42 protein-coding genes and 2 tRNA genes are annotated in these 26,163 nt (G+C 60.9%); 21 read left to right on the top strand and 23 right to left on the bottom strand.

Features of this window, described 5'->3' with window-relative positions; all coding sequences use genetic code 11:
• Positions 1–128 precede the first annotated feature (128 nt).
• The 12 genes from C8D04_RS10270 to tatC all read left to right on the top strand — a co-directional run bounded on the left by C8D04_RS10270 (position 129) and on the right by tatC (position 7,496).
• Entirely contained in the window at positions 129–1,091 is a 963-nt protein-coding gene (locus C8D04_RS10270) for an RluA family pseudouridine synthase (RefSeq protein WP_347708419.1), read from the top strand.
• Positions 1,088–1,759 carry an HAD-IA family hydrolase gene (locus tag C8D04_RS10265; RefSeq protein WP_116004755.1) on the top strand — a complete coding sequence of 224 codons (672 nt, stop codon included), beginning with the start codon at positions 1,088–1,090 and terminating at the stop codon, positions 1,757–1,759. The genes C8D04_RS10270 and C8D04_RS10265 overlap by 4 nt, the downstream gene beginning before the upstream one ends.
• A 23-nt stretch (positions 1,760–1,782) precedes the next feature.
• Positions 1,783–2,157, top strand: a complete 375-nt coding sequence (locus C8D04_RS10260) for a Rieske 2Fe-2S domain-containing protein (protein ID WP_199563050.1) — start codon at positions 1,783–1,785, stop codon at positions 2,155–2,157.
• Between the two features lies 1 nt (position 2,158).
• Positions 2,159–3,205: a S49 family peptidase gene (locus C8D04_RS10255; protein WP_116004754.1), complete on the top strand. Its 1,047-nt coding sequence runs from the start codon at positions 2,159–2,161 to the stop codon at positions 3,203–3,205.
• 52 nt (positions 3,206–3,257) lie between these two features.
• A complete protein-coding gene (gene hisI / locus C8D04_RS10250; RefSeq protein WP_116004753.1) occupies positions 3,258–3,647 on the top strand; it encodes a phosphoribosyl-AMP cyclohydrolase in 390 nt (129 codons plus the stop codon).
• 5 nt (positions 3,648–3,652) lie between these two features.
• On the top strand, positions 3,653–4,054 hold the full coding sequence (locus tag C8D04_RS10245) for a phosphoribosyl-ATP diphosphatase (RefSeq protein WP_116004752.1): 402 nt from the start codon (positions 3,653–3,655) through the stop codon (positions 4,052–4,054).
• Entirely contained in the window at positions 4,047–4,433 is a 387-nt protein-coding gene (locus C8D04_RS10240) for a hypothetical protein (RefSeq protein ID WP_116004751.1), read from the top strand. The genes C8D04_RS10245 and C8D04_RS10240 overlap by 8 nt, the downstream gene beginning before the upstream one ends.
• Positions 4,426–5,457: a patatin-like phospholipase family protein gene (locus C8D04_RS10235; RefSeq protein ID WP_116004750.1), complete on the top strand. Its 1,032-nt coding sequence runs from the start codon at positions 4,426–4,428 to the stop codon at positions 5,455–5,457. Before C8D04_RS10240 ends, C8D04_RS10235 begins: the two co-directional genes overlap by 8 nt.
• A 32-nt stretch (positions 5,458–5,489) precedes the next feature.
• Entirely contained in the window at positions 5,490–5,846 is a 357-nt protein-coding gene (locus C8D04_RS10230; RefSeq protein ID WP_116004749.1) for a histidine triad nucleotide-binding protein, read from the top strand.
• An 80-nt stretch (positions 5,847–5,926) separates the two neighbouring features.
• Positions 5,927–6,172 (top strand): Sec-independent protein translocase subunit TatA, encoded by a 246-nt coding sequence (gene tatA / locus C8D04_RS10225; protein WP_116004748.1) that lies wholly within the window; start codon positions 5,927–5,929, stop codon positions 6,170–6,172.
• Positions 6,173–6,192: 20 nt separating this feature from the next.
• The gene (gene tatB, locus C8D04_RS10220) at positions 6,193–6,654 is read left to right on the top strand and encodes a Sec-independent protein translocase protein TatB (protein WP_116004747.1); all 462 of its coding nucleotides are present in this window, start codon (positions 6,193–6,195) and stop codon (positions 6,652–6,654) included.
• A gap of 53 nt (positions 6,655–6,707) precedes the next feature.
• A complete protein-coding gene (gene tatC / locus C8D04_RS10215; RefSeq protein ID WP_116004746.1) occupies positions 6,708–7,496 on the top strand; it encodes a twin-arginine translocase subunit TatC in 789 nt (262 codons plus the stop codon).
• A gap of 12 nt (positions 7,497–7,508) precedes the next feature.
• Here the strand turns inward: tatC and C8D04_RS10210 are convergent, their stop codons facing one another.
• On the bottom strand, positions 7,509–8,657 hold the full coding sequence (locus C8D04_RS10210; protein WP_116004745.1) for a trypsin-like peptidase domain-containing protein: 1,149 nt from the start codon (positions 8,655–8,657) through the stop codon (positions 7,509–7,511).
• 71 nt (positions 8,658–8,728) lie between these two features.
• Here C8D04_RS10210 and C8D04_RS10205 point away from each other — a divergent pair, with 71 nt between their 5' ends.
• The gene (locus C8D04_RS10205; protein WP_116004744.1) at positions 8,729–9,481 is read left to right on the top strand and encodes a Nif3-like dinuclear metal center hexameric protein; all 753 of its coding nucleotides are present in this window, start codon (positions 8,729–8,731) and stop codon (positions 9,479–9,481) included.
• A 103-nt stretch (positions 9,482–9,584) separates the two neighbouring features.
• Entirely contained in the window at positions 9,585–10,619 is a 1,035-nt protein-coding gene (pdxA, locus tag C8D04_RS10200) for a 4-hydroxythreonine-4-phosphate dehydrogenase PdxA (protein WP_116004743.1), read from the top strand.
• 6 nt (positions 10,620–10,625) lie between these two features.
• Here the strand turns inward: pdxA and mscL are convergent, their stop codons facing one another.
• A complete protein-coding gene (gene mscL / locus C8D04_RS10195; protein WP_116004742.1) occupies positions 10,626–11,057 on the bottom strand; it encodes a large conductance mechanosensitive channel protein MscL in 432 nt (143 codons plus the stop codon).
• A gap of 180 nt (positions 11,058–11,237) precedes the next feature.
• Here mscL and petA point away from each other — a divergent pair, with 180 nt between their 5' ends.
• The 6 genes from petA (at position 11,238) to C8D04_RS10165 (ending at position 15,421) form a co-directional block, all read left to right on the top strand.
• The gene (gene petA / locus C8D04_RS10190) at positions 11,238–11,837 is read left to right on the top strand and encodes a ubiquinol-cytochrome c reductase iron-sulfur subunit (RefSeq protein WP_116004741.1); all 600 of its coding nucleotides are present in this window, start codon (positions 11,238–11,240) and stop codon (positions 11,835–11,837) included.
• A gap of 11 nt (positions 11,838–11,848) precedes the next feature.
• On the top strand, positions 11,849–13,261 hold the full coding sequence (locus C8D04_RS10185; RefSeq protein ID WP_116004740.1) for a cytochrome bc complex cytochrome b subunit: 1,413 nt from the start codon (positions 11,849–11,851) through the stop codon (positions 13,259–13,261).
• Positions 13,262–13,277: 16 nt separating this feature from the next.
• On the top strand, positions 13,278–14,036 hold the full coding sequence (locus tag C8D04_RS10180) for a cytochrome c1 (RefSeq protein WP_116004739.1): 759 nt from the start codon (positions 13,278–13,280) through the stop codon (positions 14,034–14,036).
• 98 nt (positions 14,037–14,134) lie between these two features.
• Entirely contained in the window at positions 14,135–14,746 is a 612-nt protein-coding gene (locus C8D04_RS10175) for a glutathione S-transferase N-terminal domain-containing protein (RefSeq protein WP_116004738.1), read from the top strand.
• 38 nt (positions 14,747–14,784) lie between these two features.
• Entirely contained in the window at positions 14,785–15,294 is a 510-nt protein-coding gene (locus tag C8D04_RS10170) for a ClpXP protease specificity-enhancing factor (protein ID WP_116004737.1), read from the top strand.
• 52 nt (positions 15,295–15,346) lie between these two features.
• Positions 15,347–15,421 (top strand) — tRNA-Thr (locus C8D04_RS10165).
• 188 nt (positions 15,422–15,609) lie between these two features.
• Here the strand turns inward: C8D04_RS10165 and C8D04_RS10160 are convergent.
• Positions 15,610–15,697, bottom strand: a tRNA-Ser gene (locus C8D04_RS10160).
• Between the two features lie 197 nt (positions 15,698–15,894).
• Between C8D04_RS10160 and C8D04_RS10155 the strand changes: the two genes are divergently transcribed.
• Positions 15,895–16,992: an adenylate/guanylate cyclase domain-containing protein gene (locus C8D04_RS10155; protein ID WP_116004736.1), complete on the top strand. Its 1,098-nt coding sequence runs from the start codon at positions 15,895–15,897 to the stop codon at positions 16,990–16,992.
• Positions 16,993–17,410: 418 nt separating this feature from the next.
• Here C8D04_RS10155 and C8D04_RS18690 read toward each other — a convergent pair whose 3' ends face one another.
• The 20 genes from C8D04_RS18690 to C8D04_RS10070 all read right to left on the bottom strand — a co-directional run bounded on the left by C8D04_RS18690 (position 17,411) and on the right by C8D04_RS10070 (position 26,090).
• Complete coding sequence (locus C8D04_RS18690; RefSeq protein ID WP_158550303.1) at positions 17,411–17,578, bottom strand: hypothetical protein; 168 nt, start codon at positions 17,576–17,578, stop codon at positions 17,411–17,413.
• The gene (locus C8D04_RS18685) at positions 17,575–17,742 is read right to left on the bottom strand and encodes a hypothetical protein (RefSeq protein WP_158550302.1); all 168 of its coding nucleotides are present in this window, start codon (positions 17,740–17,742) and stop codon (positions 17,575–17,577) included. The genes C8D04_RS18690 and C8D04_RS18685 overlap by 4 nt, the downstream gene beginning before the upstream one ends.
• Positions 17,743–18,140: 398 nt before the next feature.
• On the bottom strand, positions 18,141–18,479 hold the full coding sequence (locus C8D04_RS18590; protein ID WP_133243631.1) for a hypothetical protein: 339 nt from the start codon (positions 18,477–18,479) through the stop codon (positions 18,141–18,143).
• Positions 18,479–19,003, bottom strand: a complete 525-nt coding sequence (locus C8D04_RS10145; RefSeq protein ID WP_133243630.1) for a hypothetical protein — start codon at positions 19,001–19,003, stop codon at positions 18,479–18,481. The genes C8D04_RS18590 and C8D04_RS10145 overlap by 1 nt, the downstream gene beginning before the upstream one ends.
• 119 nt (positions 19,004–19,122) lie before the next feature.
• A complete protein-coding gene (locus tag C8D04_RS10140) occupies positions 19,123–19,395 on the bottom strand; it encodes a hypothetical protein (RefSeq protein ID WP_116004734.1) in 273 nt (90 codons plus the stop codon).
• 20 nt (positions 19,396–19,415) lie between these two features.
• A complete protein-coding gene (locus tag C8D04_RS10135; RefSeq protein ID WP_233521153.1) occupies positions 19,416–20,018 on the bottom strand; it encodes a hypothetical protein in 603 nt (200 codons plus the stop codon).
• Positions 20,019–20,240: 222 nt separating this feature from the next.
• Positions 20,241–20,507: a hypothetical protein gene (locus C8D04_RS10130; protein ID WP_116004733.1), complete on the bottom strand. Its 267-nt coding sequence runs from the start codon at positions 20,505–20,507 to the stop codon at positions 20,241–20,243.
• The gene (locus tag C8D04_RS10125; protein WP_133243629.1) at positions 20,504–20,938 is read right to left on the bottom strand and encodes a DUF1566 domain-containing protein; all 435 of its coding nucleotides are present in this window, start codon (positions 20,936–20,938) and stop codon (positions 20,504–20,506) included. Before C8D04_RS10125 ends, C8D04_RS10130 begins: the two co-directional genes overlap by 4 nt.
• A complete protein-coding gene (locus C8D04_RS18680) occupies positions 20,935–21,075 on the bottom strand; it encodes a hypothetical protein (protein WP_158550301.1) in 141 nt (46 codons plus the stop codon). Before C8D04_RS18680 ends, C8D04_RS10125 begins: the two co-directional genes overlap by 4 nt.
• A complete protein-coding gene (locus C8D04_RS10120; protein WP_116004731.1) occupies positions 21,072–21,527 on the bottom strand; it encodes a hypothetical protein in 456 nt (151 codons plus the stop codon). The genes C8D04_RS18680 and C8D04_RS10120 overlap by 4 nt, the downstream gene beginning before the upstream one ends.
• 3 nt (positions 21,528–21,530) lie before the next feature.
• Positions 21,531–21,839, bottom strand: a complete 309-nt coding sequence (locus tag C8D04_RS10115) for a hypothetical protein (protein WP_116004730.1) — start codon at positions 21,837–21,839, stop codon at positions 21,531–21,533.
• Complete coding sequence (locus C8D04_RS10110; protein WP_116004729.1) at positions 21,836–22,531, bottom strand: HNH endonuclease; 696 nt, start codon at positions 22,529–22,531, stop codon at positions 21,836–21,838. The genes C8D04_RS10115 and C8D04_RS10110 overlap by 4 nt, the downstream gene beginning before the upstream one ends.
• Positions 22,528–22,881, bottom strand: coding sequence for a hypothetical protein (locus C8D04_RS10105; protein WP_116004728.1), 354 nt, complete (start codon positions 22,879–22,881; stop codon positions 22,528–22,530). Before C8D04_RS10105 ends, C8D04_RS10110 begins: the two co-directional genes overlap by 4 nt.
• A 53-nt stretch (positions 22,882–22,934) precedes the next feature.
• Entirely contained in the window at positions 22,935–23,201 is a 267-nt protein-coding gene (locus C8D04_RS10100) for a hypothetical protein (protein ID WP_116004727.1), read from the bottom strand.
• A gap of 46 nt (positions 23,202–23,247) precedes the next feature.
• Entirely contained in the window at positions 23,248–23,910 is a 663-nt protein-coding gene (locus C8D04_RS10095; RefSeq protein WP_116004726.1) for a hypothetical protein, read from the bottom strand.
• Positions 23,903–24,724, bottom strand: a complete 822-nt coding sequence (locus tag C8D04_RS10090) for a hypothetical protein (protein WP_116004725.1) — start codon at positions 24,722–24,724, stop codon at positions 23,903–23,905. The genes C8D04_RS10095 and C8D04_RS10090 overlap by 8 nt, the downstream gene beginning before the upstream one ends.
• 88 nt (positions 24,725–24,812) lie before the next feature.
• Positions 24,813–25,016 carry a hypothetical protein gene (locus tag C8D04_RS10085; protein ID WP_116701314.1) on the bottom strand — a complete coding sequence of 68 codons (204 nt, stop codon included), beginning with the start codon at positions 25,014–25,016 and terminating at the stop codon, positions 24,813–24,815.
• A complete protein-coding gene (locus C8D04_RS10080) occupies positions 25,013–25,276 on the bottom strand; it encodes a hypothetical protein (protein WP_133243628.1) in 264 nt (87 codons plus the stop codon). Before C8D04_RS10080 ends, C8D04_RS10085 begins: the two co-directional genes overlap by 4 nt.
• A 100-nt stretch (positions 25,277–25,376) precedes the next feature.
• On the bottom strand, positions 25,377–25,733 hold the full coding sequence (locus C8D04_RS10075; RefSeq protein WP_116004723.1) for a hypothetical protein: 357 nt from the start codon (positions 25,731–25,733) through the stop codon (positions 25,377–25,379).
• A gap of 165 nt (positions 25,734–25,898) precedes the next feature.
• Positions 25,899–26,090 (bottom strand): hypothetical protein, encoded by a 192-nt coding sequence (locus C8D04_RS10070; protein WP_133243627.1) that lies wholly within the window; start codon positions 26,088–26,090, stop codon positions 25,899–25,901.
• Between the last annotated feature and the right edge of the window lie 73 nt (positions 26,091–26,163).

The raw sequence follows: 26,163 nt of genomic DNA, 5'->3' as shown, positions 1-26,163 counted from the left end.
GTGAGCGGCCGTGTGGACTAAACTCCAGACGAATCAACTACTTACAAAACACTGCGCAGGTGAAACACATTATAGAGGCCAAACCGGCTTCGCACCGTCCCAAGGCGCCAGAGCCCCTGCCCGCGCGCATGGCACCCGCCGTTCGCATGCTGGACGTGGACGCTGACTCCGCGGGCCAGCGGCTGGATAATTTTTTGATGCGCCACCTCAAGGGCGTGCCCAAGACGCATGTCTACCGCATCATTCGCAGCGGCGAGGTGCGCATCAACAAGGGGCGCGCCACGGCCGATACGCGTGTGCAGGCAGGAGACCAGGTGCGCCTGCCGCCCGTGCGCGTGTCTGAAAAAATGGCCGAGAAGGCTGAACGCCCCGCGCCAGCGCGGGAGTTTCCTTTGTTGCTCGAAGATGAGCACCTCATCGCCCTCGACAAACCCGCCGGCACAGCGGTGCACGGTGGCAGCGGCGTGAGTTTTGGTGTGATCGAACAAATGCGCCAGGCGCGGCCCCAGGCCAAGTTTCTGGAGCTGGTGCACCGGCTCGACCGCGAAACCTCGGGCATCCTGCTGGTGGCCAAGAAACGCAGCGCACTCACGCACCTGCAGGACCAGTTCCGCGAGCGGGAGACCGGTAAGACCTACCTGGCGCTGGTGATCGGCACGTGGCCCGCGAACAAGAAGGTGATCGATACGCCGCTGCACAAATACCTGCAGCCCGATGGCGAGCGGCGTGTGCGCACCACCACGGTGGATGATCCCGATGGCATGCGTTCCATCACGCTGGTGAAGCTGCGCACCAGCCTGCCCGCACGGCCTGACCAGGATTTGCCCACGTTTTCGCTGCTGGAGGTCACCATCAAGACCGGGCGCACCCACCAGATTCGCGTGCACCTGGCCAGCCAGGGCCATCCGATTGCCGGGGACGAGAAATATGGCGACTTCGATCTCAACCGCCGTTTGCCCCGCCACGGCCTCAAGCGCATGTTTCTGCATGCCTGGAGGCTGCAGTTCACCCACCCTGCCAGCGGCGAGCGCATCGAACTGCTGGCGCCCCTGCCACCCGACCTGGCCTGTTTTGTTCCCTCTATCCCATGAGCCCTATTGCCCGTCCGCGCCGTTTTGACCTGATCGCCTTCGATTGGGATGGCACCTTGTTCGACTCCACCGCCATCATCGTGCGCAGCATCCAGTCTGCCGTGCGCGATGTCGGGGGCACCGTACCCAGCGACAGTGACGCCGCCTATGTGATTGGCATGGCATTGAACCAGGCCCTGGCCCATGCCGCACCCGATGTGCCGCCCGAAAAATACGGCGATCTCAATCTGCGCTACCGCTACCACTACGCCCGCCACCAGGACGACCTGAGCCTGTTCCATGGCGTGTTGCCTTTGCTGGGTGCGCTGCGCGAACGCGGGCACCTGCTGACCGTCGCCACGGGCAAGAGCCGCCGCGGCCTGGACGAGGCCTTGCACAGCGTGCAGCTTCGCGGGGTGTTCGATGGCTCTCGCACGGCCGACGAAACGGCGGGCAAGCCCCATCCGCTGATGCTGCATGAACTGATGGGTGAGTTCGACGTGGCGCCCGAGCGCGTGCTCATGATTGGCGACACCACGCACGACTTGCAGATGGCGCGCAACGCCGGGTGTGCCAGCCTGGGCGTGAGCTACGGCGCGCATGCGCCCGACGCCTTTGGCGCGCTGGGCCCCCTGTACATCGCACAATCGGTGGCCGACCTGCACGACTGGTTGGCCCGTGAGGGCTGATTTCGACAGTTGACAATGCCATGATGCCGAACATTTCCGACACCATTCCCCTGTGCCCCAGTGCCGATCTGCAGGACGGCGGCATGGCCGTGTCCTTCGATGTGGTGTACGCAGGCGAAACCTGCCGCGCCTTTGCTGTCCGATTCCAGGGGGCTGTTCATGCCTACCTGAACCGCTGCGCACATGTGCCCATGGAAATGGACTACCAGGAAAACCGGTTTTTCGACGACAGTGGTCGCTGGCTGTTGTGCGCCACCCATGGCGCAACCTACGCCCCCGACACGGGCACCTGCGTTGCAGGTCCCTGTCGCGGTGGGCTGGTGAAGATCGCCCTCACCGAAAGCGATGGCATGGTGCACTGGCATACTGCGAGCCACATCCAGCCCATCAAGTTCTGATATGACCGAGTCCCACCAGCTTCCTCCGAATGGATCTGAGCAAAAAAACGCTGCAACGCCCGATCTGTGGGCGCAGGCAGCTACTGATACAGGAGCAAAAAATGCAGACGCTCAGGCGCCGGGCTGGGAGCGCTCCGTCTTGGAGAAGCTCGCTTTTGCCGCGCTGAACGAGCAGCGAGCGGCGCGGCGCTGGCGTATTTTTTGGCGCTTGTGCTGGCTGGCATTCTTTGGAGCCCTCGCGTGGGCGCTGATGTCGAGCAATATGGCGACCTCGTCGAGCAAGAGCGCGCCGCACACGGCGGTGGTCGATATCAAGGGCGAAATCGCCTCTGGCGCCGACGCCAGCGCCGAATATGTGGTCGCCGCCCTGCGCAGCGCCTTCGAAGACGACGGCTCCAAGGCGGTGGTGCTGCTCATCAATTCGCCCGGCGGAAGCCCCGTGCAGGCGGGCATGATCAACGACGAAATCGTGCGTCTCAAGGCCAAGCATGGCAAGCCCGTGTATGCCGTGGTCGAGGAGACCTGTGCCTCGGCCGCCTATTACATTGCTGCCGCGGCCGACGACATCTATGTGGACAAGGCCAGCATTGTGGGCAGCATCGGCGTGCTCATGGACGGCTTCGGGTTCACCGGCACCATGGAGAAACTGGGTGTGGAGCGCCGTCTGCTGACGGCGGGCGAAAACAAGGGTTTTCTCGACCCCTTCAGTCCGCAAACCGAAAAACAGCGCGCCTATGCGCTGGCCATGCTCGACCAGATCCACCAGCAATTCATCGCCGTAGTGAAGGCAGGCCGGGGCGACCGGCTCAAGAGCACGCCCGACACCTTCAGCGGCCTGTTCTGGACGGGCCAGCAGGCCATCGAGTTGGGCCTGGCAGACCAGCTGGGCAACCTTGACTATGTGGCGCGTGAGATCGTCAAGGCCGAGGACATCATCGACTACACGCGCCATGAAAACGTGGCCGAACGCTTGGCCAAGCGTTTTGGTGCAGCCATCGGCGCCGGGGCCGTGCAGGCCGCCCGTTCGTTCATGCCGCAGTTGCGCTGAAGTCCAGAGACGCATGGCCGGGCAGGCCCGGTAAATCACCGACAATGCAGCCATGAACTGGCTCAACGAAGTGAAATGGGACGCACAGGGGCTGGTCCCCGTGATTGCGCAGGAAAAAGGCACGGGCGACGTGCTCATGTTTGCCTGGATGAACCGCGAGGCGCTGCAAAAAACCGCAGAGCTGGGCCGGGCTGTGTATTTCAGTCGGTCGCGCGGCAAGCTGTGGTTCAAGGGCGAGGAGTCCGGCCACGTGCAGACCGTGCACGAAATTCGCGTCGACTGCGACCAGGATGTGGTGCTATTGCAGGTGACGCAGCAGGGCCACGAGCCTGGCATCGCCTGCCACACCGGGCGGCACAGCTGTTTTTTCCGTGTTTTGCAGGGCGACGCCTGGCAGAGCGTCGATCCGGTCTTGAAAGACCCGCAATCCATCTACAAATAAGTGCCATGTCCTCTTCTGATACCTCGACTCCCTTTACCGAAGGCGCACTGGCACGCCTGGCCAGCGTTATCGAGAGCCGCAAGCCAGTCCATGGCGGAGATCCTGAAAAAAGCTACGTGTCCCGCCTGCTGCACAAGGGGCCGGACGCCTTCCTGAAAAAAATCGGCGAGGAAGCCACCGAGGTGGTGATGGCCGCCAAGGATGTAGACCATGGAGCCGACCCCGCAAAAATCGTCTACGAGGTGGCTGACCTGTGGTTTCACACCATGATCGCGCTGGCGCACTATGGGCTGAGTCCTGCCGACGTGGTGGCCGAACTGGAGCGCCGAGAGGGCACCAGCGGTATCGAGGAAAAAGCCTTGCGCAAGGCCGTTGCGCGTGCCGCGCAGGAGGCTCCCCATGAGTGACATCATTGACGTGCAGGCCAGTGACGAACGTGCCGAGGGTCTCAAGGCCTGGGGCTGGGTCAGTTATGTGCTGCACCTGATCGTGGCGGTGGGAGCGGTCATTCCAGGGGCCCAACCGGGGGCGGCACTGCTCATCATTGCGCTGGTCATCGATCTTGTCAAAAAAGGCGATGCCCAGGGCACCTGGCAGGCCAGCCATTTTTCGTGGCGCATCCGTACCGTGCTGTGGGCGGGGGTGCTGTATTTGGTGACATCGCCACTGTGGCTGTTGTTCATCTTTCCGGGCTGGATTGCCTGGGGCTTGATCTCGATCTGGTTCCTGTACCGCATTGTGCGCGGCATGGTTGCCATGAACAAAGACCAGGCGCTGGATGCCTAAGCCGCGCAAACCGCAGCAGCGGTTGAACCTGGCGCTGCAGGGTGGGGGCTCGCACGGTGCACTGACCTGGGGCGTGCTCGATGCCCTGCTGGAAGACGGCGGGCTTGATTTTGAAGGCATCAGCGGCACCAGCGCAGGCGCCATGAATGCTGTGGCCATGGCGCATGGCTTTGCGCATGCCGCCCAGGAGTTTTCTGACCCACAGGAAGCGCGCCAGGCAGGGGCCGCGCTGGCGCGGGCCACGCTGGCGCGCTTGTGGGAAGGTGTGGGAGCCATGGGCAGCCTGGTGTGGGGCGTGCCCCAGGCGCAGGCGTTGCCGGGCCTGTCGATGATGACCCCGTGGCTCGCTCCGGCGCAGGCCAATCCGTTCGACTTCAATCCTCTGCGCCGCCTGCTGGAGCGCGAAATCGATTTCGAACGGTTGTCCCAGCCCCGCAAGGATGGGTTGCAGGTTTTTGTCTGTGCCACCAACGTGCGCACCGGGCGCGGCGAGATTTTTTCGGGAGCACGGCTCTCGGCCGATGCGGTGATGGCATCGGCTTGCCTGCCCATGGTTTTCAAGGCGGTCGAGATCGAGGGGGAGCTTTACTGGGACGGTGGTTACTCTGGCAATCCCGCCCTGCACCCTTTGATCTACCAAACCGAGAGCAGCGACATCTTGCTGGTGCAGATCAACCCGATCGAGCACCTGGGCATACCCGACACCGTGCCCGAGATCATGGACCGCATGAACGAGGTCACCTTTAACGCCAGCCTGCTGGCCGAGTTGCGCGCTATTGAATTTGTGAGCCGCCTGCTGGCCCAGGGCAAGCTTGACCCCCAGCGCTACAAGGATGTGCGCATGCACCGCATCGATGGTGGCGCCTTGCTGGCAGATAAGGGATCGGCCAGCAAGGCGCGCGCCGACCTGGGCTTCTTGCGCCAGTTGTTCGAATTGGGCCGCACCGCGGGCCAACAGTGGCTGGCCGCGCACCGGCAAGACCTTGGGGTGCGCGCAAGCCTTAACCTCGCGCACAATGCATGACCTTTTGAATCGCCAGCCCCTTTTTTTTGACCATGCACGACCCGAACTGCCTCTTCTGCAAAATCATCGCGGGCCAGATTCCGTCCCGCAAGGTGTACGAGGACGAGGAAATTTTTGCTTTCCACGACATCCATCCTTGGGCTCCCGTGCATTTTTTGATGGTGCCCCGGATGCACATTCCCTCCATGGCACAGGTGCAGCCGGAACACGCAGGCCTGCTGGGCCGCATGATGGCGCTGGCGCCCCGCCTCGCCCTGGAGCAGGGCTGCAGGCCTTACCCGGACGGGGGATTCCGCACCGTGGTCAACACCGGTATGGAAGGTGGACAGGAAGTGCACCACCTGCACATGCATGTCTTGGGCGGCCCGCGCCCTTGGCTTAAAGGCTAGACAGGTGATTGCAAGGGTAATGGGAACCGCGTTGTCACGCGACCCGTCTAAAATGAACCGCATTCGTTAGGAGATATTTCATGGGCACTTTTTCCATATGGCACTGGCTGATCGTGCTGCTGATCGTCGTCATGGTGTTTGGCACCAAGAAGCTCAAGAACATGGGCTCGGATCTCGGTGGCGCCGTCAAGGGTTTCAAGGATGGCATGAAGGACGGCGGTGCGGCGGCTGATGATGCGGCTACCAAGTCTCCCGCCGGGCAGGTGGGCAACCAGGCCAGCGCCGACAAGACTACCATCGACGTTGAAGCCAAGCAAAAGAGCTGAGACCGGACGCGGCAGACTCCATGATTGACATCGGCCTCTCCAAAATGGCGCTGATCGGCGTGGTGGCGCTCGTCGTCATCGGGCCGGAGAAGTTGCCGCGCGTGGCGCGCACCGTGGGCACTTTGCTGGGCAAAGCGCAGCGCTACGTGGCCGACGTCAAATCGGAGGTCAACCGTTCCATGGAGCTCGATGAGCTCAAGAAGATGAAGGAAACGGTAGAAAACGCAGCCCGCGACGTCGAACAATCGGTTCACACCGCCGCCAGCGATTTCGAAAAGGACTGGGCCGAAGCGACGGGCGAGACCAGTGCCGCCCTGGAGGGCAGCGCCACCGTGGTGCCCGCCTACCACCACCCGGGAAAAAACTGGCGTCTCAAGCGCGGCGCCATGCCGCAGTGGTACAAGGCGCGCGCGGGTGTCCGTACCAAGGCCCTGTCGGGCGCGGCGCGCGTGGCGCGCTACCGGCCACAGAAATTCCATTGACGCCGCGCCACGGGGCGCTGCAAGGCCGGACGTGAAGTCCGCACTATTCCCACATGTCCGAAACACCATCCCAAGAAGACGAGCTGGCAGGTACCGAGCAGCCGTTTGTGCAGCACCTGATGGAGCTGCGCGATCGCCTGGTCAAAGCCATGCTGGCTGTGGGCGTTGTGGCCGCCGTGCTGTTTTTCTACCCTGGGCCCGGCGCCCTCTATGACCTGCTGGCCGCGCCGCTGGTCGCACATTTGCCCAAAGGCGCCACGCTGATCGCCACCTCGGTGATCTCACCGTTCATGGTGCCACTCAAGATTTTGCTGATGTCGGCCTTTCTGGTCGCGTTGCCCGTGGTGCTCTGGCAGGCCTGGGGCTTTGTAGCGCCCGGCCTGTATACGCATGAAAAACGCCTGGTGTTGCCCCTGGTGGTGTCCAGCACGCTGCTATTTTTTATCGGCGTAGCGTTCTGTTATTTCTTTGTTTTTGGGCAAGTGTTCAGCTTCATCCAAAGCTTTGCTCCCAAAAGCATCACGGCTGCGCCCGATATCGAGGCTTATTTGAGCTTCGTGATGACCATGTTCATCGCCTTTGGTCTGGCGTTCGAAGTGCCCATTGTCGTGATCGTGCTGGCACGTATGGGTCTGGTGAGCGTGGAGAAGCTCAAGGCTTTTCGCGGCTATTTCATCGTGCTGGCCTTCATCATCGCTGCGGTCGTCACGCCGCCCGATGTGGTGTCGCAGCTGGCGCTGGCCATTCCCATGATCTTGCTTTACGAAATGGGCATCTGGGCCGCGCAGATCTTCATCCGGCACACCCAGGCGCCCGAAGAAGCCGAAGAAAAGGCCTCCTAGGAGCGCGTGAGGTCACCGCGGTTGTGCGCGCTGCTGGCGTGGCCGCACGCCGGGGACCAGGTCCAGCTCCAGCACCTTGTCGCCGCGCTGCACCTGAAAAACGGCTTTCTCGCCGGGCCGCAAGGCTGCCACACCAGAAAGCAGGCCGGGCACGCTACTGATCGGTTTGCCTGCCACTTGCAGGATCACGTCGCCGGGCCGTATGCCCCCCGCGCCGGCCGGGCCGTCCTGCAGCACGCCGGTGATGATGACGCCCTCGGTGGCCTTAATGCCAAAGGTCTCTGCCAGTTCAGGCGAGAGTTCGCTAGGCTCTACCCCAATCCAGCCGCGCGTGACTTGGCCGTCACGCACGATGCCGTCGAGCACCATTTTGGCGGTGGATACCGGAATGGCGAACCCGATACCCAGGCTGCCACCAGAACGCGAATAAATGGCGGTGTTGATGCCCAGCAGGTTGCCATACACGTCCACGAGCGCCCCGCCCGAATTGCCCGGATTGATGGCCGCGTCGGTCTGGATGAAATTCTCGAAGGTGTTGATGCCCAGCTGGCTGCGCCCCAGTGCGCTCACGATACCGCTGGTCACCGTTTGCCCCACGCCGAACGGGTTGCCGATGGCGAGCACCTGATCGCCTACGGCGAGCTGGTCGGAGTTGCCCAGAACGATGACGGGCAGCTTGTCCAGTTCGATTTTCAGGATGGCCAGATCCGTCTCCGGGTCGGTGCCGATGGTGCGTGCGCGTGCGCGGCGGCTGTCAGAGAGGGTCACGTCGATCTCGTCCGCGCCTTCAACCACATGGTTGTTGGTCAGGATGTAGCCGTCCTGGCTGATGATGACACCGCTGCCCAGGCCCGCCTGGGCCTGGCGGCCCTGCTCGCCAAAGAAGAACTGGAACCAGGGGTCGTCACTGCGCGGGTCACGCACCGCAGCCTTGCTGGTGTTGATGCTCACCACGGCGGGCGAGGCCTTGCGTGCTGCGGCGCTCAGGCTGCCAGGAGCCGGAATGTCGGGGTTGCCGGGGGGGGCTTCGATCAGGGAAATACCTGCGCCCGAGCGGGTGGCGCCGCGGCGAATCCAGTCGGGCTGGAGCGTTGCCACGACAAAATAGGCCGCGACCAACACCGTCACGGTTTGCGAAAACAGCAGCCAGATGCGTTTCATGGAGGTCAGTGAAAAGTAGGTGCGCTATTGTCGCGCAAGCGCCTGCGCTCGTCCCGCAGGACAATAGCCGCATGAGCATTTCCCGAGACACCCTGCGCCAAGCGCTGGACGCGCTGCTGCAACCCGAGCGCTTCAAGGACTATGGCCCCAACGGCCTGCAGGTCGAAGGCAAGAGCGAGATCGCCCGCATCGTTAGCGGCGTCACTGCCAGCCGTGCGCTGATCGACGCCGCCATTGCGCAGCAGGCCGACGCCCTTTTTGTGCACCATGGCCTGTTCTGGCGCGGCCAGGATGGGCGCGTCACGGGCTGGATGAAGCAGCGCCTGCAACGGCTGCTGGCCCACGACATTAACCTGTTTGCCTACCACCTGCCGCTCGATGCACATCCTGAGCTGGGCAACAACGCACAGCTAGGGCAGCACATGGGCTGGATGAGCGACGCACGATTTGGCGAGCAAGAGCTTGGCTGCCTGGCTCCCGTCCGCTACGCCAGCCCGCAGGCCCTGGCACAGCACGTGGGTCAGGTTTTGGGCCGCAGCGCCACGCTGGTTGCGCCAACGGAAGACCGCCCGGTGGCGCGCGTTGCCTGGTGTTCTGGTGGCGCACAAAGCTATTTTGAAGCGGCGATTGCCGCCGGTGCCGATGCCTTTGTGACCGGGGAGATTTCGGAGCCACAGGCCCATTTGGCGCGCGAAACGGGGGTGGCCTACATTGCCGCTGGCCACCATGCCACTGAGCGTTACGGCGCACCGGCCGTAGCCGCCCGCATGGCAGCGCAATGGGGGCTGGAGCATGTGTTCATCGATATTGACAATCCGGCGTGAACCATCGAAGCATTCGGTGTTCATATATTTATTTGCTATTAAAATTATAGCTAATAGCGCTTATTGGTAAAGCGTTAGAGCCTATTTTCATTCAAATTTCTTCATGCAAGCACTCGCCATCACCCAGGGAGATTCGGCCGGTATCGGCCCAGAGATCATTGCCAAAGCCTTCCGCGATGCGCCGCAGCACATGCAGGGGTGTTTTGTGGTGGGCGAGCTGGACACCTTGCGCCGCGCCGCGCAGTGCATCGCCGTGCCGGGGCGGCCCAGCCTGCCCGTGGCACTGATAGCGAGCCCGGAAGAAGCGCTGGCCACGCCGCCACGTTGCATGCCGGTGCTGGTGCTGCCAGGGCTGCCGGGGCCTGCGCCTTTTGGTGTCCTGTCGGCTGACGCGGGCCGCGCAGCCGCGCAATGCGTGGTCTGGGCAGCGCGTGCCGCGTTGCGGGGCGAAGTGGCAGGTTTGGTGACGGCGCCGCTGCACAAGGAGTCGCTCCATGCGGCGGGCGTGCACTTTCCGGGCCACACCGAACTGCTGCAGGCAGAGGCGGCCACCCATCGGGGGGTTGCGCTGGCCGATATGCCTGTGCGCATGATGCTGGCCAGTGACGAATTGCGCACTGTGCTTGTCAGTATCCACATGTCCATGCGTGCGGCACTGGATGCGGTCACTTTCGAGAATATTCTGCAAACATTGCATATCACCCACGAAGCCCTCTCGCGCAGTCTGCACCGCCCTCCCCGCATCGCCGTGGCGGGGCTGAATCCGCATGCGGGGGAGGGGGGGCTGTTCGGGCGGGAGGAAATCGAAGTCATTGCACCGGCCATTGAAGCGGCCCGCGCCCAGGGGCTGGATGTGACCGGACCGCTGGCGCCGGACACCGTGTTTATGCGGGCACGCCATACACAGGCCCAGCCTGGTGAGTTTGATGTGGTGCTGGCCATGTACCACGACCAGGGGCTGATTCCGGTGAAGTACCTGGGGGTGGATAAAGGCGTGAACGTCACCCTCGGACTGCCGCTGGTGCGCACCAGCCCTGACCATGGCACGGCCTTCGATATTGCCGGGCAGGGCGTGGCGGACGCCTCCAGTCTGATAGAGGCTGTGCGTATGGCGCGCAGCCTCGGTCCAGCGACGTAGCCCGAATCAGCGCTTCAGGCTGTCACGAATTTCACGCAGCAGCACGATGTCTTCGGCTGGAGCAGCGGGAGCGGCCGGCGCTTCTGCCGGGGCTTCGCGCTTGAGGCGGTTGATCTGCTTGATCATCATGAAAATGATGAACGCCAGGATGAAGAAGTTGACTGCCACGGTAATGAAGCTGCCATAGGCAAATATCGGCACGCCCGTCTTCTTCACCGCTTCGAGCGTCATGGCCGTGCCCTCGGGCACCGTGCCCAGCGCGATGAACATGTTCGAGAAATCGAGCTTGCCGAATACCAGCCCGACCACCGGCATGATGAGGTCAGCGACGACCGAGTCCACGATCTTGCCAAAGGCGCCCCCGATGATCACGCCGACTGCGAGGTCAATGACGTTGCCCTTGACGGCAAATTCGCGAAATTCCTGAGCCATACCCATATAAATCTCCTGAAAATTGAACAATGCGCAGAGTATCTGCCAATCGGGCGCAGAGCGTGGCCGAACGCCTTCAAGCCGATCAAATGCGCTTCTACCCCTGAAATGTCAAAAGCCGAACTTTTCACTCCGCTACAATTTGAGGCTGTCTTTCCAATCTAGCGATGTAAATCGAGGACCCCCATGAGTGACACTCCAATCGACTCCAGCAAACGGACGTGGCTGATCGCGACCGGCTGCGCGGGCGCTGTGGGCGGCGTGGCAACCGCCGTGCCTTTCGTGAGTACTTTCCAGCCATCCGAAAAGGCCAAGGCCGCCGGCGCTGCAGTCGAGGTGGATATTTCCGAGCTCAAGCCCGGTGAGCGCGTCACCGTCGAGTGGCGCGGCAAGCCCGTCTGGATCATCAAGCGCACCCCCGAGCAATTGGCCGAGTTGCCCAAGCTGGACTCCCAACTGGCCGACCCCGATTCCAAGCGCAAGCCCGACGAGTTCACGCCAGCGTACGCACGCAATGGCCACCGCTCCATCAAGCCCGAAATCCTCGTGGCCGTGGGTATCTGCCCGCACCTGGGCTGCTCGCCCACCGAAAAATTTGCCATGGGCGCCCAGCCCTCACTGCCCGACGACTGGAAGGGCGGTTTTCTGTGCCCCTGCCATGGTTCCACCTTCGACATGGCTGGCCGTGTTTACAAGAACAAGCCGTCGCCGGACAACCTTGAGGTGCCACCGCACATGTACATGTCCGATACGCGCCTGCTCATCGGCGACGACAAGAAAGCCTAAGGAAAGACACCATGGCTGAATTCAAGGAAATTTCTCCCAACGCATCGGCGGGCGCCAAGCTCACCAACTGGTTTGAAAACCGGTTTCCGACGGCATTTGACGCCTACCGCGTCCACATGTCGGAGTACTACGCTCCGAAGAACTTCAACTTCTGGTACATCTTCGGTTCGCTGGCCCTGTTGGTGCTGGTGATCCAGATCGTGACCGGCATTTTCCTGGTGATGCACTACAAGCCCGATGCCGCTCTGGCATTCGCTTCGGTCGAGTACATCATGCGCGACGTGCCATGGGGCTGGCTGATCCGCTACATGCACTCCACGGGTGCATCGGCGTTCTTCATCGTCGTCTATCTGCACATGTTCCGCGGCCTGCTGTACGGCAGTTACCGCAAACCCCGCGAGTTGGTCTGGATTTTCGGCTGCGCCATTTTCCTCGCGCTCATGGCCGAGGCCTTCATGGGCTACCTGCTGCCCTGGGGTCAGATGTCGTACTGGGGCGCCCAGGTCATTGTGAACCTGTTCTCTGCCATCCCGTTTATCGGCCCCGACCTGGCCCTGCTGATCCGTGGCGACTTCGTGGTGGGTGATGCCACTCTCAACCGCTTCTTCAGCTTCCACGTCATTGCCGTGCCCCTGGTGTTGCTGGGTTTGGTAGTGGCCCACTTGCTGGCCCTGCACGACGTCGGTTCCAACAACCCTGACGGCATCGAAATCAAGGGCCCCAAGGCGCCCAAGGATGCCAAGGGCCATCCGCTGGACGGCATTCCTTTCCATCCCTACTACACGGTGCACGACATCCTGGGTGTTTGCCTGTTCTTGATGGCTTTCACGGCAGTGATCTTCTTTGCGCCTGAGGCTGGTGGCTATTTCCTCGAGTACAACAACTTCATTCCGGCTGACCCATTGGTCACGCCAGCGCACATCGCACCGGTCTGGTACTTCACGCCGTTCTACTCGATGCTGCGTGCCATCACCACCGAAATGATGTACGCCCTGATCGCCTGTGTGGTGCTGGGCGCTCTGTTCGGTGTGGCCAAGGGCCGCATGCCTGCCATCTTCAAGGGTGCCATCCTGGTGGTCGCAGCGGTGGCCGTGGCGCTGATGCTCTCGATTGATGCCAAGTTCTGGGGCGTGGTGGTGATGGGTGGTGCCGTGATCATCCTGTTCTTCCTGCCTTGGCTCGATTGCAGCCCGGTCAAGTCGATCCGCTACCGTCCAAGCTGGCACAAATACGTGTATGCCGTGTTTGTCGTCAATTTCGTGATCCTGGCTTACCTGGGTGTGCAGGCGCCGTCGGCCATTGGCGAGCGCGTGTCACAGGTCGGAACACTGTTCTATTTTGGCTTTTTCCTGTTGATGCCCTGGTGGAGTCGCCTGGGCGAACCCAAGCCAGTGCCTGACCGTGTCACGTTTGCAGCGCATTGAGTCGGAGCCGGACATTATGAAAAAAATTCTTCTTTCGTTTATCGCCGCGCTCGGCTTGGTGGCTGGCGCAGCGCACGCTGCCGGCGGCGGCATGGCTTGGGACAAGGCGCCCAGCAAGAGCAACGACCTTGCTGCATTGCAAAACGGCGCCAAACTGTTCGTCAACTACTGCGTGGGTTGTCACTCGGCAGCCTTCATGCGTTACAACCGCCTCAAGGACATCGGCCTGACCGAGCAGCAGATCAAGGACAACCTGCTGTTCACCACCGACAAGATCGGTGAGACCATGAAAGCCAACATTGATCCCAAGCAGGCCAAGGCCTGGTTTGGCGCCAATCCACCCGACCTGACTGTGATCGCACGCTCGCGTGCGGGCGCTGGCGGTTCGGGTTCGGACTACCTGTACACCTTCTTGCGCACTTTCTACCCCGACGACACCAAGGCCACCGGCTGGAATAATCTGTTGTTCCCTAACGTGGGCATGCCGCACGCGCTGTGGCAACTGCAGGGCGAGCGCCGTCCGGTGTTTGAGGAAGTGCAAAGCCACGGCCAGACCACCCACGTGTTCAAGAGCTGGGAGCAGGTTGCTCCAGGTCAGATGAGCGCGCAGGAATACGACCAGGCCGTTGGCGATCTGGTAGGTTACCTGCAGTGGATGGGTGAGCCCGCCCAGAACACCCGGGTGCGCATTGGGGTGTGGGTGCTGATCTTCCTGGCCGTTACCACGGTTTTCGCCTGGAAACTCAACGCGGCTTTCTGGAAAGACGTCAAGTAAAGTTCACCTTGTCATGCCGCGCCCTCGGGCGCGGCCCTGTTTTTCTAGAGTGGGCGCTTCGTGCGTTCCACTCTTTTGGTTTTTAGGAGTCTCTTGCCATGATGGTGCTTTATTCAGGTACGACCTGCCCCTTCTCCCACCGCTGCCGGTTTGTTTTGTTTGAGAAAGGCATGGACTTCGAAATCCGCGACGTCGATCTCTACAACAAGCCCGAAGACATCAATGTCATGAACCCGTACGGCCAGGTTCCGATCCTGGTCGAGCGCGACCTGATCCTGTACGAGTCGAACATCATCAACGAGTACATCGACGAGCGTTTTCCGCACCCGCAACTGATGCCCGGTGACCCGGTCGACCGCGCCCGTGTGCGTCTGTTCCTGCTCAATTTCGAGAAGGAGCTGTTTGTTCACGTGAACACGCTCGAATCGCGTGCCAGCAAGGGCAACGAGAAGGCGCTGGAAAAGGCGCGTTCGCATATCCGTGATCGCCTCACCCAGCTGGCCCCGGTGTTTTTGAAGAACAAATACATGCTGGGCGACAACTTCTCTATGCTTGACGTTGCCATTGCGCCCTTGCTCTGGCGCCTGGACTACTACGGCATCGACCTCAGCAAGAACGCTGCGCCGCTGCTCAAGTATGCTGAACGCATCTTCTCGCGTCCCGCCTACATCGAGGCGCTTACGCCCTCGGAAAAGGTCATGCGCAAATAAGGCGCAGTACGTTACCCTTCCTTTACGCACGCAGGCCCATGAACGCACCGGAATCCACCACCACGCGCCCCTACCTCATTCGGGCATTGCACGAATGGTGCACCGACAACGGGTTTACGCCCTATGTCGCTGTGCGGGTGGATGATTCTGTGCAGGTGCCGCGTGAGTATGTGAACGACGGTGAAATCGTGCTGAACGTCGGCTTTGATGCCACCAGCAGCCTGCAACTGGGCAACGATTACATCGAATTCAAGGCACGTTTTGGTGGGAAATCTCGCGACATCCTCGTTCCCGTGGGGCGTGTGGTTGCCATCTATGCCCGTGAAAACGGCCAAGGTATGGCATTTCCGCCACCTGTGGATCTTCTCCCCGAAGGCACAGTCCTGGATCGAGCAGAAGTGGAACAGGCCTTGCCAGAGTCAGCCGCGGCAGATGCTGTGCGGGTGGTGCAACTCGTCTCCACCGATCCTGCGCCGGAAGACGGTGACAAACCACGGCCCCCCACCACCCCAGGGGCTGCGCGTCCGGCCTTGAAACGAGTCAAGTAATACCCCTTGAACCGCAGCCGGGGGGCTGCTTCGATATTAGAATACGCGCTTCGCCGATTTAGCTCAGTGGTAGAGCAACCGCCTTGTAAGCGGTAGGTCGTCAGTTCAATCCCGACAATCGGCACCATCATTTTTTCAAGCGCTCTGAAAAACCCGCACTTCCATTGATCTGGAGATGCGGGTTTTTTTATTGTGGCTGCAGAGGTCGTCGGAGTCGCGTCAAATTCACCAGGAAGATCCCGGTATCTGCAACCAATGAAGTTGCGGGGGGCTAGAAACGAAAAACGAGCCGGGAGGGCTCGTTTTTTTATGATGTGGCGGAGACTGTGAGATTCGAACTCACGGACGGTTGCCCGTCGGCAGTTTTCAAGACTGCTGGTTTAAACCACTCACCCAAGTCTCCGTGATGGCAGCCGCGTATTTTAGCCGCCCCAGCGGCGTTCTTCGGGCGAGTTGGTGTTGTTTTATCTGTAGCGTACTTGACCGCGGTAAGGGCACCCATCTATTCTGGTTGCTTCGGCGGCAGATGGGACAGGCACTGGCGGGACTCTGTCTTGCCTCGGCAACTTTGCTGGCCTTTGGCACACTGGAGCACTATCCATGCACAACGAATCCATTGATGAAACCATGCAGCGTTTGCAGGCGATCGTCGTGCGCGAAACAGGGGTAGGGCTTGGGGCGGCGGCGCTGGCTGAAGTGCAAGGCTTTCTGACGGCGGGTGACAGGCTGCGCGCCGACTGGGTGAAGACCGGCGATGCCACGCTGCAGGCGCAGCCGCGCGAGGTCACCTTGCTGCTGGCAGACCTGCGCGGCTTTACAGAAATGTCTGCGCTGCAACCTGCGGCAGAGGTGATTGCCGCGCTCAACCGCTGCCTGGTGCGGCTGAGCGAAGTGGTGTTGCGCCACCAGGGCACCATCGAGCAGTTCCTGGGTGATTCCATGCGCGTCGTTTTTGGCGCACCCATCGCCCATGAGGATGACGTGGAACGCGCCCTGGTGTGCGCGGTCGAAATGCAGCTGGCCATGCGGGATCTGAATCTGGTGCATCTGCGCGAGCGCTTGCCACAGGTTTATCTGGGGATTGGCGTCAATACCGGTATGGTGATGGCCGGGCGCTTTGGCTCGGATTTGTTCTCGCAATACACGGTGATGGGGGAAGAGGTCGACCTGGCTTCGCGCATCGAGGCCTTCAGCCTGCGCGGGCAGGTGCTGATCAGTGAATCGACCTACCAGCGGTGCTGGAATCGGGTGTCTGCCACGGCGCCCATGCAGGTCTACGTGAAAGGGCGGCTGCAGCCTGTCAGCCTGCGGGAGCTGGTGGCTATTCCGTCGCGCAAGCTGAAGGTGCCGCGCCAGGAGTTTCGGCGCAGCCACCGCGCGGGCACCCGCGTGCCCTGCTTGTGCCAGCTGGTGCAGGGCGATGATGTGCAACCCCGCATCATTCACGCCATGATTCTGGACATGAGCTACCACGGCCTGATGCTGGAGTTGCCCGAACGGATCGAGCCTGGCAATGTGCTGCAGCTGGAGTTTGATCTGACGCTGGTGCAGTACCGTGCCGTGGGCGTGTTTGCCCGGGTAGTAAAAATCAAGGCGGAAAAAGGCCACTGGGTGGCGGGCCTGGAGTTCACCGAGATCAGCGAAGAATGCCGCCCCAAGGTGCAGATGTTTGTGCAGTTGTTGGTGGCTTCACGTTAGGCGATGGGTGGTCTCACCAAGCTTGGTCCCCTCGACAGGAATCGAAACATAGCATTCATGCGGCTTTTAGGCGCATGTGCGTGATTTGTGCGGATTTCCTGTGCACATAGGCCCTAACTTCGCTTCGCAGCCATAGCCGATTGCGCGGCGTCGATGTGGGCGCTTCGTCCGGGAATCCCGGTAACCGAACCAGTACGTCGCGAGTGTGGCGCACAGAGCAGCGATGCATCTGCGCTATATCGTCAAGCGTCATGAGATCGTTCATTCCGTCCCCCCATTAAAAAAGCCCCTTGATCGGGGCTGTGTGTCGTCAAAGTCTGGTACCGGCTCGCGCCGGTCCCTGCGGGTGCGGGCGCGGCGGCTCATGGGGTGCTCCTTGAGTGGATCAGTGCACAGCGTCGCCACTGGCTCCCAGTTGTCAGTTGTCATGGCTTCTTGTCCTTTCCAAAATCTCCCGTTCAATGATCTCAGTGTGTCGCGATACCTCATCGCTGAGATAGTCCGGGAACGGCACCTTGGATGCCAGCATTGCGCTTTCCATCGCAGAGAGCAGGCGCATGAGGCTCAGAAGTTCGGTTGTGCTCATGGTTTCTTGCCTTCCTGCTTCGTAACTTTTTTGTCATGCGTCTTGCACCAGCCCACATCAACAGGGGTGCCCTTTACAACGCACCAGCCGGTCAACTTTGCTTTGGCGTTTGCCTTACGTTGGGCTGTTGAGTAATGGATGCAGCCTTTGCAGTGTTTATTCATGGGTCTTGCCCTCCTGTGCTGCCCTGTACATCTTCATGGCCTTTACGATAGTGGGCCATCCGATGGCATCTTTATAGACGTGCCACGCAAGCAACAAGGCGCAAGCCGAAAGCGCGAGGATTGCGACTATCGCTCCAAGACACCAGATTACGGCGTGTGTGTAAAACATAGCGGAGTCCATCACTTGCCCTCCTGTGCTGCTGCTGCGTGCGCCCGCTTCGTGAGTCCCCGCCAGTGGTCAACCATCATCGGGATCGGGACGATGAACCCGGTGCCGTCCCACTCAAGTCGCCACAAAAACGCTGGCACTCTGCTAGAAATCCGCACCACACATTCATACGTACCGAGCCGCGCTGGTTGAACGTGCCGTGGAAACCAGGGAGTTACTCCTTTTGGCATCACTTCCCCTCCTGTGCTGCGCGGGCAGCGTCTATTCGCTTTAGTTGTTCGCGCAGACCGTTGACCGTGCACGCCTCGTCGCCAACGGGCGTGCCTCCGCTCAGTCCTAACCCCTCTCCCGCTGAACGAAGGTGTCTGGCGATTAGCCGCGCATGTGGGGATTGATGGCCGCACCACGTATCTAGGTCTTTAACCGCGTAAACGTAGCGATTGCATTTGTCCATGTGTTCTCGCCATAGCTCTTGCTGTTGGTATTTGCCAACAGATCGACCGATCAGATAAGCGGCCCCCACGAACAGAGCAAGCAAGCCAAGTGCTGTGAAATCTTGTGCGTCCATCACTTGTCCTCCTGTGCTGCGTGGGCAGCGTCTATTGCTTCACGCAGGCTTGCTCGCTTGCGGTATGGCAGCCCGTAGCTGGGGCGCGTGTACCAAGATTTTCCCAAGTGGAATACGCACCTGTTCCCGTCGGCGTCCAACCAGTCCAGTCTCATGGTGTCCAGCGCATCCCCCTGCGCTGTGGGCGTTGTGCTGGCGGCCTCGATGGCGGCGCGCAACTCTGCAACGAGCGCAGCAGCGATGTGCGCCTGCGGGATGCCGCGCGTCTTGTTCTCGAAGGCATCCAGCACCACATCCAGTGCGCAACCCTGCGCTACGGGCGAGGGCTGGGGTGCCCCCGCTGGCCGTGCCTTGAGCGACTCGATCTCCAGCCGTGCGGCTTCGTAGCCGGTGCGCAGTGCATCGTTCTCTGCGTGCAGGCGGCGCAGTTCGGATGCGGCTTCATCTCGTAGTGATCCTTGCGCCCCGGTTTTCTCAAGCAATGCAGCAATTCGCAGCGGCTCGGGTTGTCGTTTGTCTGTCATGTTGCTGCCTTTCTCGCTATTTTTATGATAGCTGTAAGCGCTTTACTGGTAAGCGTTGCAGCCTGCTTTGATTGGGTGCCGGGTGATGTTATTCCGCAGGTTTTGCGGGATACATTGCGTTAAACCACTTGCACCGCGCCAGCGGGGGCGCCTGCAATCAGCAGCATTTCATCGGTGCCGTCGCCGTCGCGCAGCGGCTTCAGGTCGCGGTCATCCCACATCACCTCCAGTCGCAGGCCATCGCGGCAGGTCCAAAAGTGCGGCGGGTCAACCTGCCACGCAAGCTCGCCCATGGCGATGCGCAGCGCCACCACGCGCACGATGCGACCGAGGCATTCGGGGTCCGTGTCGGCCCGCACAATAACGGCGAGGTCGCCAACTCTGCATTGCATTTCGCTCTCCAAAACGTGGTTTAACTCTGCGTTCGACCGGACCCGCTGGCCCGGTCAACTTCGGCGTTGTGCGTCATGCGCGCTATCGACAGCAGCAGGTCGCGGAACTGCGGGGGGGTGCCGTTGCGTAGCGCGGTCTTGTCCTTGCCGCCGATCATCGCCACCACCCCAATCCGCCGCGCCTTGGCATAGCCGTAGCGCTCGATCATCCAGTCCGGCAGCCGCTGCTTGCCACGGCTCCAGTCCAGTTCGGGCAGCTCGGGTGCGTTGGCTAGCAGCCATGTCGGCTTGCGGCTCGCGTGCCCGTAGTGCCCCTGCTCCACGTAGCAGGTCATGCAGCCGTAGTTGTCGGCTTGCACCCAACCTTCTCCGCGCTTTGGCTTTCGAAGGCCAAAGTAATCCCAGGCCAACGAATCGGCCGGATGCTCCAGCACGCCACCATAGTTGCGCACTGCCGTGAGCGCAGCAGCGAAGCAGCCGCCGTCTTCGCCAAGCCGGTATTGGTGCGGCTTGCGGGTGCTGCCGTGCCAGAACTTGCCCCAGCGCTGGCACGGCGAATGGCACACCACCGGGTGCGGCCCGCGGTACTTGCGCGCGTCGCGCGCCTCGTCCCACGGGTCCACGCCTGGCACGCCAACGTACACGCCATTCGGCTCAACGTAGAGGGCCGCCACCGTCGCGCATGCCACCGGCCGCACAACTGGGCGGTCAACCGGACAACGCACGGCGGCCAGCTCGGGTGCGTCTGCGAATAGGTCAGCGCCGTGCATTGCCGGTTACCTCTGCGTTATCCAGCGAGTTAGGGTCTTTGCGCGCAAACCACGACCCCGGTGTATGGGCGGCTATCACGACTCACCCCCCTTCACCTGATCCTCTGCAATCGCTTTCAACGCGCCCGTGATCCGGCCTGCCAGCCCGTTCAAGCGTGCGTCGCTGTCGTCGTCGCCGGGTATTTGCATCAGCGCATCAATCACCGGCAGGCAATCGCGCAGCAGCGAGCACAGCACCATGCGCTGGCCCCTGAGCTTTGCCATTTCGGCGTCTCTGCTGTAAGCGGGCACGTAGCGGCGCCCGACTTTGCGAAAGAGGGTTTCTGTTTCGGTTGTGGTCATGGGATGGCCTTGAAGAAAAGGACTGAATGACTCAAGAACTGAGGGGGAATCAAGCGGACGGCAACAGCCGAGCCCTCAAAGCTCTTGTGGTTGTTGCCCTGGAAGCCGAGATCGAAGTGGCAACTCCAGGCGTAGGAGGCGTCTTCTTCATCTTCCTGGCACGACCAGTGCCAGCCTGGCTGCAGGTGCGGCTCGCAGTTGGCGAACAGCAGTGCCTGCTCTTGCCGGTCGGGCAGTTCGCCGCCCACGCTGGTGGCCCATGCCTTGGCGGCGTCCCAGTTCAGGCGGGATTCGGGGAGGTGGGGCAGCAGCACCAGGTGGTGTTTGACGCGGCCTTCGGCGTCGAGCACGGGGCCTGCGTAGCGCTCTCCGGGGTGTAGCTCGATGGTGATGGCGGGGATCTGGAGGGGGGTGGTTTCGGTGGTGGTCATGCTGTCCTCCATTCGCCGCGCAGGGCCAGCAGCCCAAAGACGAACAAAAAGACACCAATACCGAACGCGACGTTTTCTGAGACTGTCTGAGCCAAATAGATGGCCGACATAAGAAAGTGTTTTTCGCTGGCTCTCATGCTGCTGTCCTCATGTTCTTCATCACGCTTCGCCGCACCACGTCCAGAGCTTCATACATCTGCAATGGGCTGCTGGCGTCGGTGATTGCTTCGTGTGCGTCCAATGCGTCAACGATGGCCGTGCGCTCTGCTGGCAGCACTTCCCACTTCGCCCACTTGTCATGGCGCTTTCTGACGGCTGTCATGGCCTCTTGCCCGGCTTCGAGCAGGTCAGCCAAGGCGCGGTCGATTTCCAGCGCCCGAACCTTCGCAAGATTCAGCGCCATAGCAACGCGGTCGAAGTCGTCGTTATCAGCCGTGCCGTTTCCGAGTCGCTCAAACGCTGCGCGGGTCTTGATGTGCTGCTCTGTGGTGTCGCCGGGGTCAAATGGCCGGGCACGGTCGAGTAGGCGCAGGGAGGCCAGCGGGTCAGGTGCCCAGCGGCGGCGGGCGTAGGCGCTTGTCTTTCTCATGGGCTACCCCTGCAGCCGGTGGCGCACGACACCTGGTGTGCTTCTGTCTATTGCACTGGAAGTCTCAATTGATGGCGCTTGCTCAATAGCCGCTATTGCCTGTGGTGCTTTCAGTCCGTCAATGAAATTGCTGACGTCTTGTTTTGACACTTTGAGGTATTCGACTTCTACCCGTGCCGAGTCCACCAGCACACCGGCAACCTGTGCCACGGCTCTGGCGCGGTCTGGCTCCATGGGGAATTCCCGGCTGCGAAGGCTGGAGAGCGTCTGCAGCAGGTGTTCTTGCAGGGTGGTCATGTGTGGGGTGCTCATGCTTGTTTTTCCTTGTGTTCTTTATTGATTCGGTTGACTTGCCGGGTAATAGCGCCCTTGAGCTGGGCGAGCCTGCCAAGGTCGTGGTCTTTGGAATACAGGCTGTTGCGCATGGCGTTCTGCGCACGGCTGATGCAAATGATCTTGTCCACGGTGATTTCTTCCAGAACAACTGTGGCGAGCCGTGAGTCTTTGAAAATCACGATGTGCTTGGGCGGGACGGGGCCGTGGTGCTGCTCCCACACCAGGCGAGTGACGGGTATCCAGCGCACATGGTTTGGGCCGGGGTTCTCGCTCATCTTTCGCTCAAGCCGGGCAATGCCTTTGCTGGTATTGATGCGGTAGCTGCCCACTGGCACCCATGTGTGCGGTTTCTGGCCGGGTTGGAACTGCGTTTTGCGGCAGTTGTCGTGCAGCCCTGTGGAGCCTTTCACGCCTTCGTTCCATGTCTTGTGTCCGGGCTTGAAGCGGGTAGCCAACATGCGCGGGTCAGTGTTTGCAGCCTGTATGCGGCCACTGGAGAAGCTGGCTTTGAAGGCATCGGACTTGCCAATTTCCAGCAGCACGGCTTTGCGATGGACTGAGCCGACGCTTCTGCCGATGCACTGCGCCACTTCATCGGCCTTGAAGTCGGGGTACAACCAGCGCAGCATGAATAGCTGCTCTGGCCTCCAGTGGCGCGGGTCTGTCATGCTGCTCTCTTGAGCGCCTTGGGTTCTGGTGCAAGCAGCCACACGCGGCCCATGCCGTCTTCGCCGTAGCGCAGGGCGCTGCGCACGCTGCCGGGTTTCTTGTGCGTTTCAAGCCACTTCTTGAGGGCCGTAGCAATCTTGGGCGCAGCCCCTGGTGGGCACTTGAGACACTGGCCGTATTGCAGAGCGGCGAACTTGGCAGAGTATTTGCCCTCTGGCATGGCCCGCCCCTGTGGTAGCGGGTCGGTGCAGATTTCGAGGTCGTCGGGGTTGATCATGGTGATGGCGCGTGGCGCTGGCTTTTCACCAGTCCATGGGTTCTTGAGCTTGGCGAATTTGGTTTGTGTCATGGCATTAAAAAAGCCCGCTGGTGCGGGCTGGGGTGTGGGGTGGCAGGGGGGGGTTATAACGGTGGGATGTCGTCGTAGCCGTCCTGCTGCGGGGCCTGGCGTTGCGGCTGTCGCTGTTGCGGCGCCTGCTGGCCTTCACGCGGCTTCGGGTCATTCAGGTAAGCCCACCCATCCCATCCGATGGGCACCGCCTCCAACTTGAGCATCAGCCCGTTCTTTGTCTCAATCACAGAGCCCAGCGTCTGATAGCGGCTCTTTTCTGCTCCGTTGCTGTCGGTGTATTTGCCTGTGATTGCGGTCACTTCGTACTTTCGTGCCATATTGGCCTTTCAAAAAACCCACGGCCTCGCACCGTGGGGGTTGGGGTTAAGCTGCCTGCAGCTCGGGGGATTTGTGGATCTGGTCGAACTCGGCGATCACTTCTTGAAAGTAGGCCTGCGCGGCCTTCACCTTGCGTTCGATCAACGCCTCTTTCTCCACGTCACGGCGAATCACCCAGCCCGTAAGCCTCATGTGCTCCGGGATGTGCGAGACGATGTGCATCTGCAGCGGTTCGTAGCCGATCAAGCGCTCCGGGGTGTCCACCAGGGCATAGGCAACTTCCCACTCGTCGGCGCACCACAGCTTGATGTAGCCCCTGCACTGCCACTCATAGAGTTTGTCTTCACAGTCCTTCACCCAGCCGGGGAAAGTCTTGGCTGACCAAGAGGCTTTAAGGTCATAGCCCTTGCGCACGCTTTGGTCGAACAGGTCGCACTCGCCAGTAATGAAGCCGTCGCTCTTGCGCTCGGCGTTCTTCGACAGAGAGAGCCCGCGAACGCGATTGAGCAGGGCGATGGCCTCGCCTTCGACCTCGATTCCCTTCTCCGTTTCCTTGCTGGAAAACTCGAAGTCAATGCCGAAAATCTCCTGCTGGGCAAGCTCGCGGATGTAGGTTTTCGCTCCTACTGAAAGCTCGCCTTCTGCCTTGGTCTTTGGCTCGGTCATGATTTTTCCCAGCGAACTGCACCGGATCAGGATTTCACGCATGTGCTGCTCCTTGTTGCTTGAGTGCCGCGCCGCGCGTCTGCACGGCCCTGGCGAAGGTGGCGTAGCCGTCCTTGTCGCGGGAGGCTTGGAAGACCTTGACACCGTCCTGCATTGTCTTTCGCAGGGCGGCTTCGTCGGCGGCGGCTGTGGCCCGCGCGCACCAATCATCACGCACAAGCTGCATCTGCGCATCGCGCTCGTCGTCAACCAGGTGGCGCACCAGTTCGGCGTCCAGGTCTTCCAAGTCCTGGCTGAACATGTCCGATGCCGCTGTGACGTTCAGCACCATCGCAATCTTGGCCCGCTTGCACGCCATCTTGAGAACGGTATTGGCAAGGTCTGCCGACTCGGTGCGCACCTGCTGCACCGTGTAGTGCCCGCCTTGCTTGCGCCCGAACTTCAGGCGGCGGTTAGTTTCTGGCGTGGCCTCGAATTCCTCCACGCACACCGCCTTGCGCCAGCGGTACTTTTCTTCATCGCTGGAACACTCGCCCAGCCCGGAGCCCAGCGTCGCGCCGGAGGTCTGATGCTCTCCCACGCAGTTCACCCGGTAGCGGATTGCACCGTCCCGCGACAGGTCTGTGACCTCGTAGCGGTCGGCGATGCGGAAGGTCATGCAAAGCACTTCGGCGCCGGACTTCAGTAGCGTAGGCTTGTCGCCCGCGCCGGGGATAGCCCCGTAGTGCACATTGGGCTTCATCACGGCCTGCATGACCTGTTGCACGGTCTTGGCATGCGCGACGACTTCAGCAGTGGGGTTCGCGCTTCGTGCGGGAACCATGCTGGCTGTATCAACTTCAACGACAGCGTTCATGGTGGTGGTTCTCAGTAGGTGATGGAAACGGCCGGAATGGCCTGGCGATAGATGCGGAAGGTTGCCCAGGCGATGGCGATGCGGGTTTTCATTTCGCTGCTACTTCTGCGTCTTCAATGTGGAACGTCCAGCCTTCGCTTTGCGGCACTGATCCGGGCCGGAAAAGGGAGATAAAAACCGTTGTGCTGCAGTCCTCAATCGGGGCGCTGTAGCCGTTCGAGAACCTGACAACCACCTGCTTTCCATCTGCCAGGGCGCGCAGGCATTCCGCGTTTGGGTGGCGTTCTTTCATTGCCCCACCTCCTTTGCCGCCTGCGCAATGGCGTCGGCAAGGTTCGCTTGGTCTGCCGCCCATGTAGGCGCCTCGTCTGCGCAGCCGGTAAGAAGGATCGCGGCCAAAATGGCCAGAGCCCAGCCCCATCTGAACATCCACATCAACGCCCGTTCATGCAGCGGGCGCCGGTAGCAGAAAATCGCCTGGGCGTCCTGCGCAGACATTCCGAAGGCTTCGCGCGTTGTGCGCGGAAATTTTCGTGTCGTTGGGTTTTCCATGTTTTTTCTCCTGGCAAGGCTTCGCCCAGACTGCCGTTTGCAGCCGTTGCGGTTTGTGGATGGAATCAGGGTGCAGCGCTTATCTAGAAAGCGCTAGAAGCTATCTATTTGATAGCTCCCGCCATTCGCGTGTCGCGCTCATTGCCCACGCCTCTGCGAGGTCGTCAACAACATCTCGCGCGGCGGGGTCGTTGATCTGTGCAAGCATGCAGAGCGCCCGGTCGATTAGGTCGGGTTTCTCGTCTTGCAGCACATAAAGCGCCTCTGCCGTGTCACGCTTTGCCATTTTTTTCGGTGTATCAAGCGGGTGTTTTGGCCCCCATTGCAAGCCTTCTATAAATGCTTCTTTCAGACGCTGGAAGACCCGCATTTCCTCTGCCTCTTCGGCCTCGGCAATGTCGGCGCATGCGTTTTCGTAGCGCTCTGCATCGGCGCATGGATTTGCTGTGCAGTACATAAATCCTCCAAAAAAGCCCCGCATTGCAGGGCTGTGTGTTGCGCGGGGGTTGTCGCTATTTTTATGATAGCTGTCAGCGCTTTACTGGTAAGCGTTGCAGCCTGCTTTGATTGGGTGCAGGGTGATGTTATTCCGCAGGTTTTGCGGGATAAATTGCGTTAGTCATTACTTCTCGCTTTCAAGCGGCTCATGCACACCACAAGCCGCTTGAGCGCCGCACCGCACGGCGTCCTCAATCACCCCTTGCAACTCGTAGTAGTAGCTACCTCCGCGAGACACAACACCAGTGCAGTCATTCCACTTGTCCAGGATGTTCAGCGCCCTGCGTTCTGCATCCTTCAGTTCTCCAGCAGTCATGTCTAACTCTCCGTTGCAGGGGAAGCGGAACATGCCGCCGTGCCTTGGTTTAAAGTGGGTGCGCCGCTCGCCT

Source organism: Simplicispira sp. 125 (assembly GCF_003096555.1).
Classification (GTDB): domain Bacteria; phylum Pseudomonadota; class Gammaproteobacteria; order Burkholderiales; family Burkholderiaceae_C; genus Simplicispira.
This window is presented reverse-complemented; position numbering and strand designations above follow the sequence as displayed.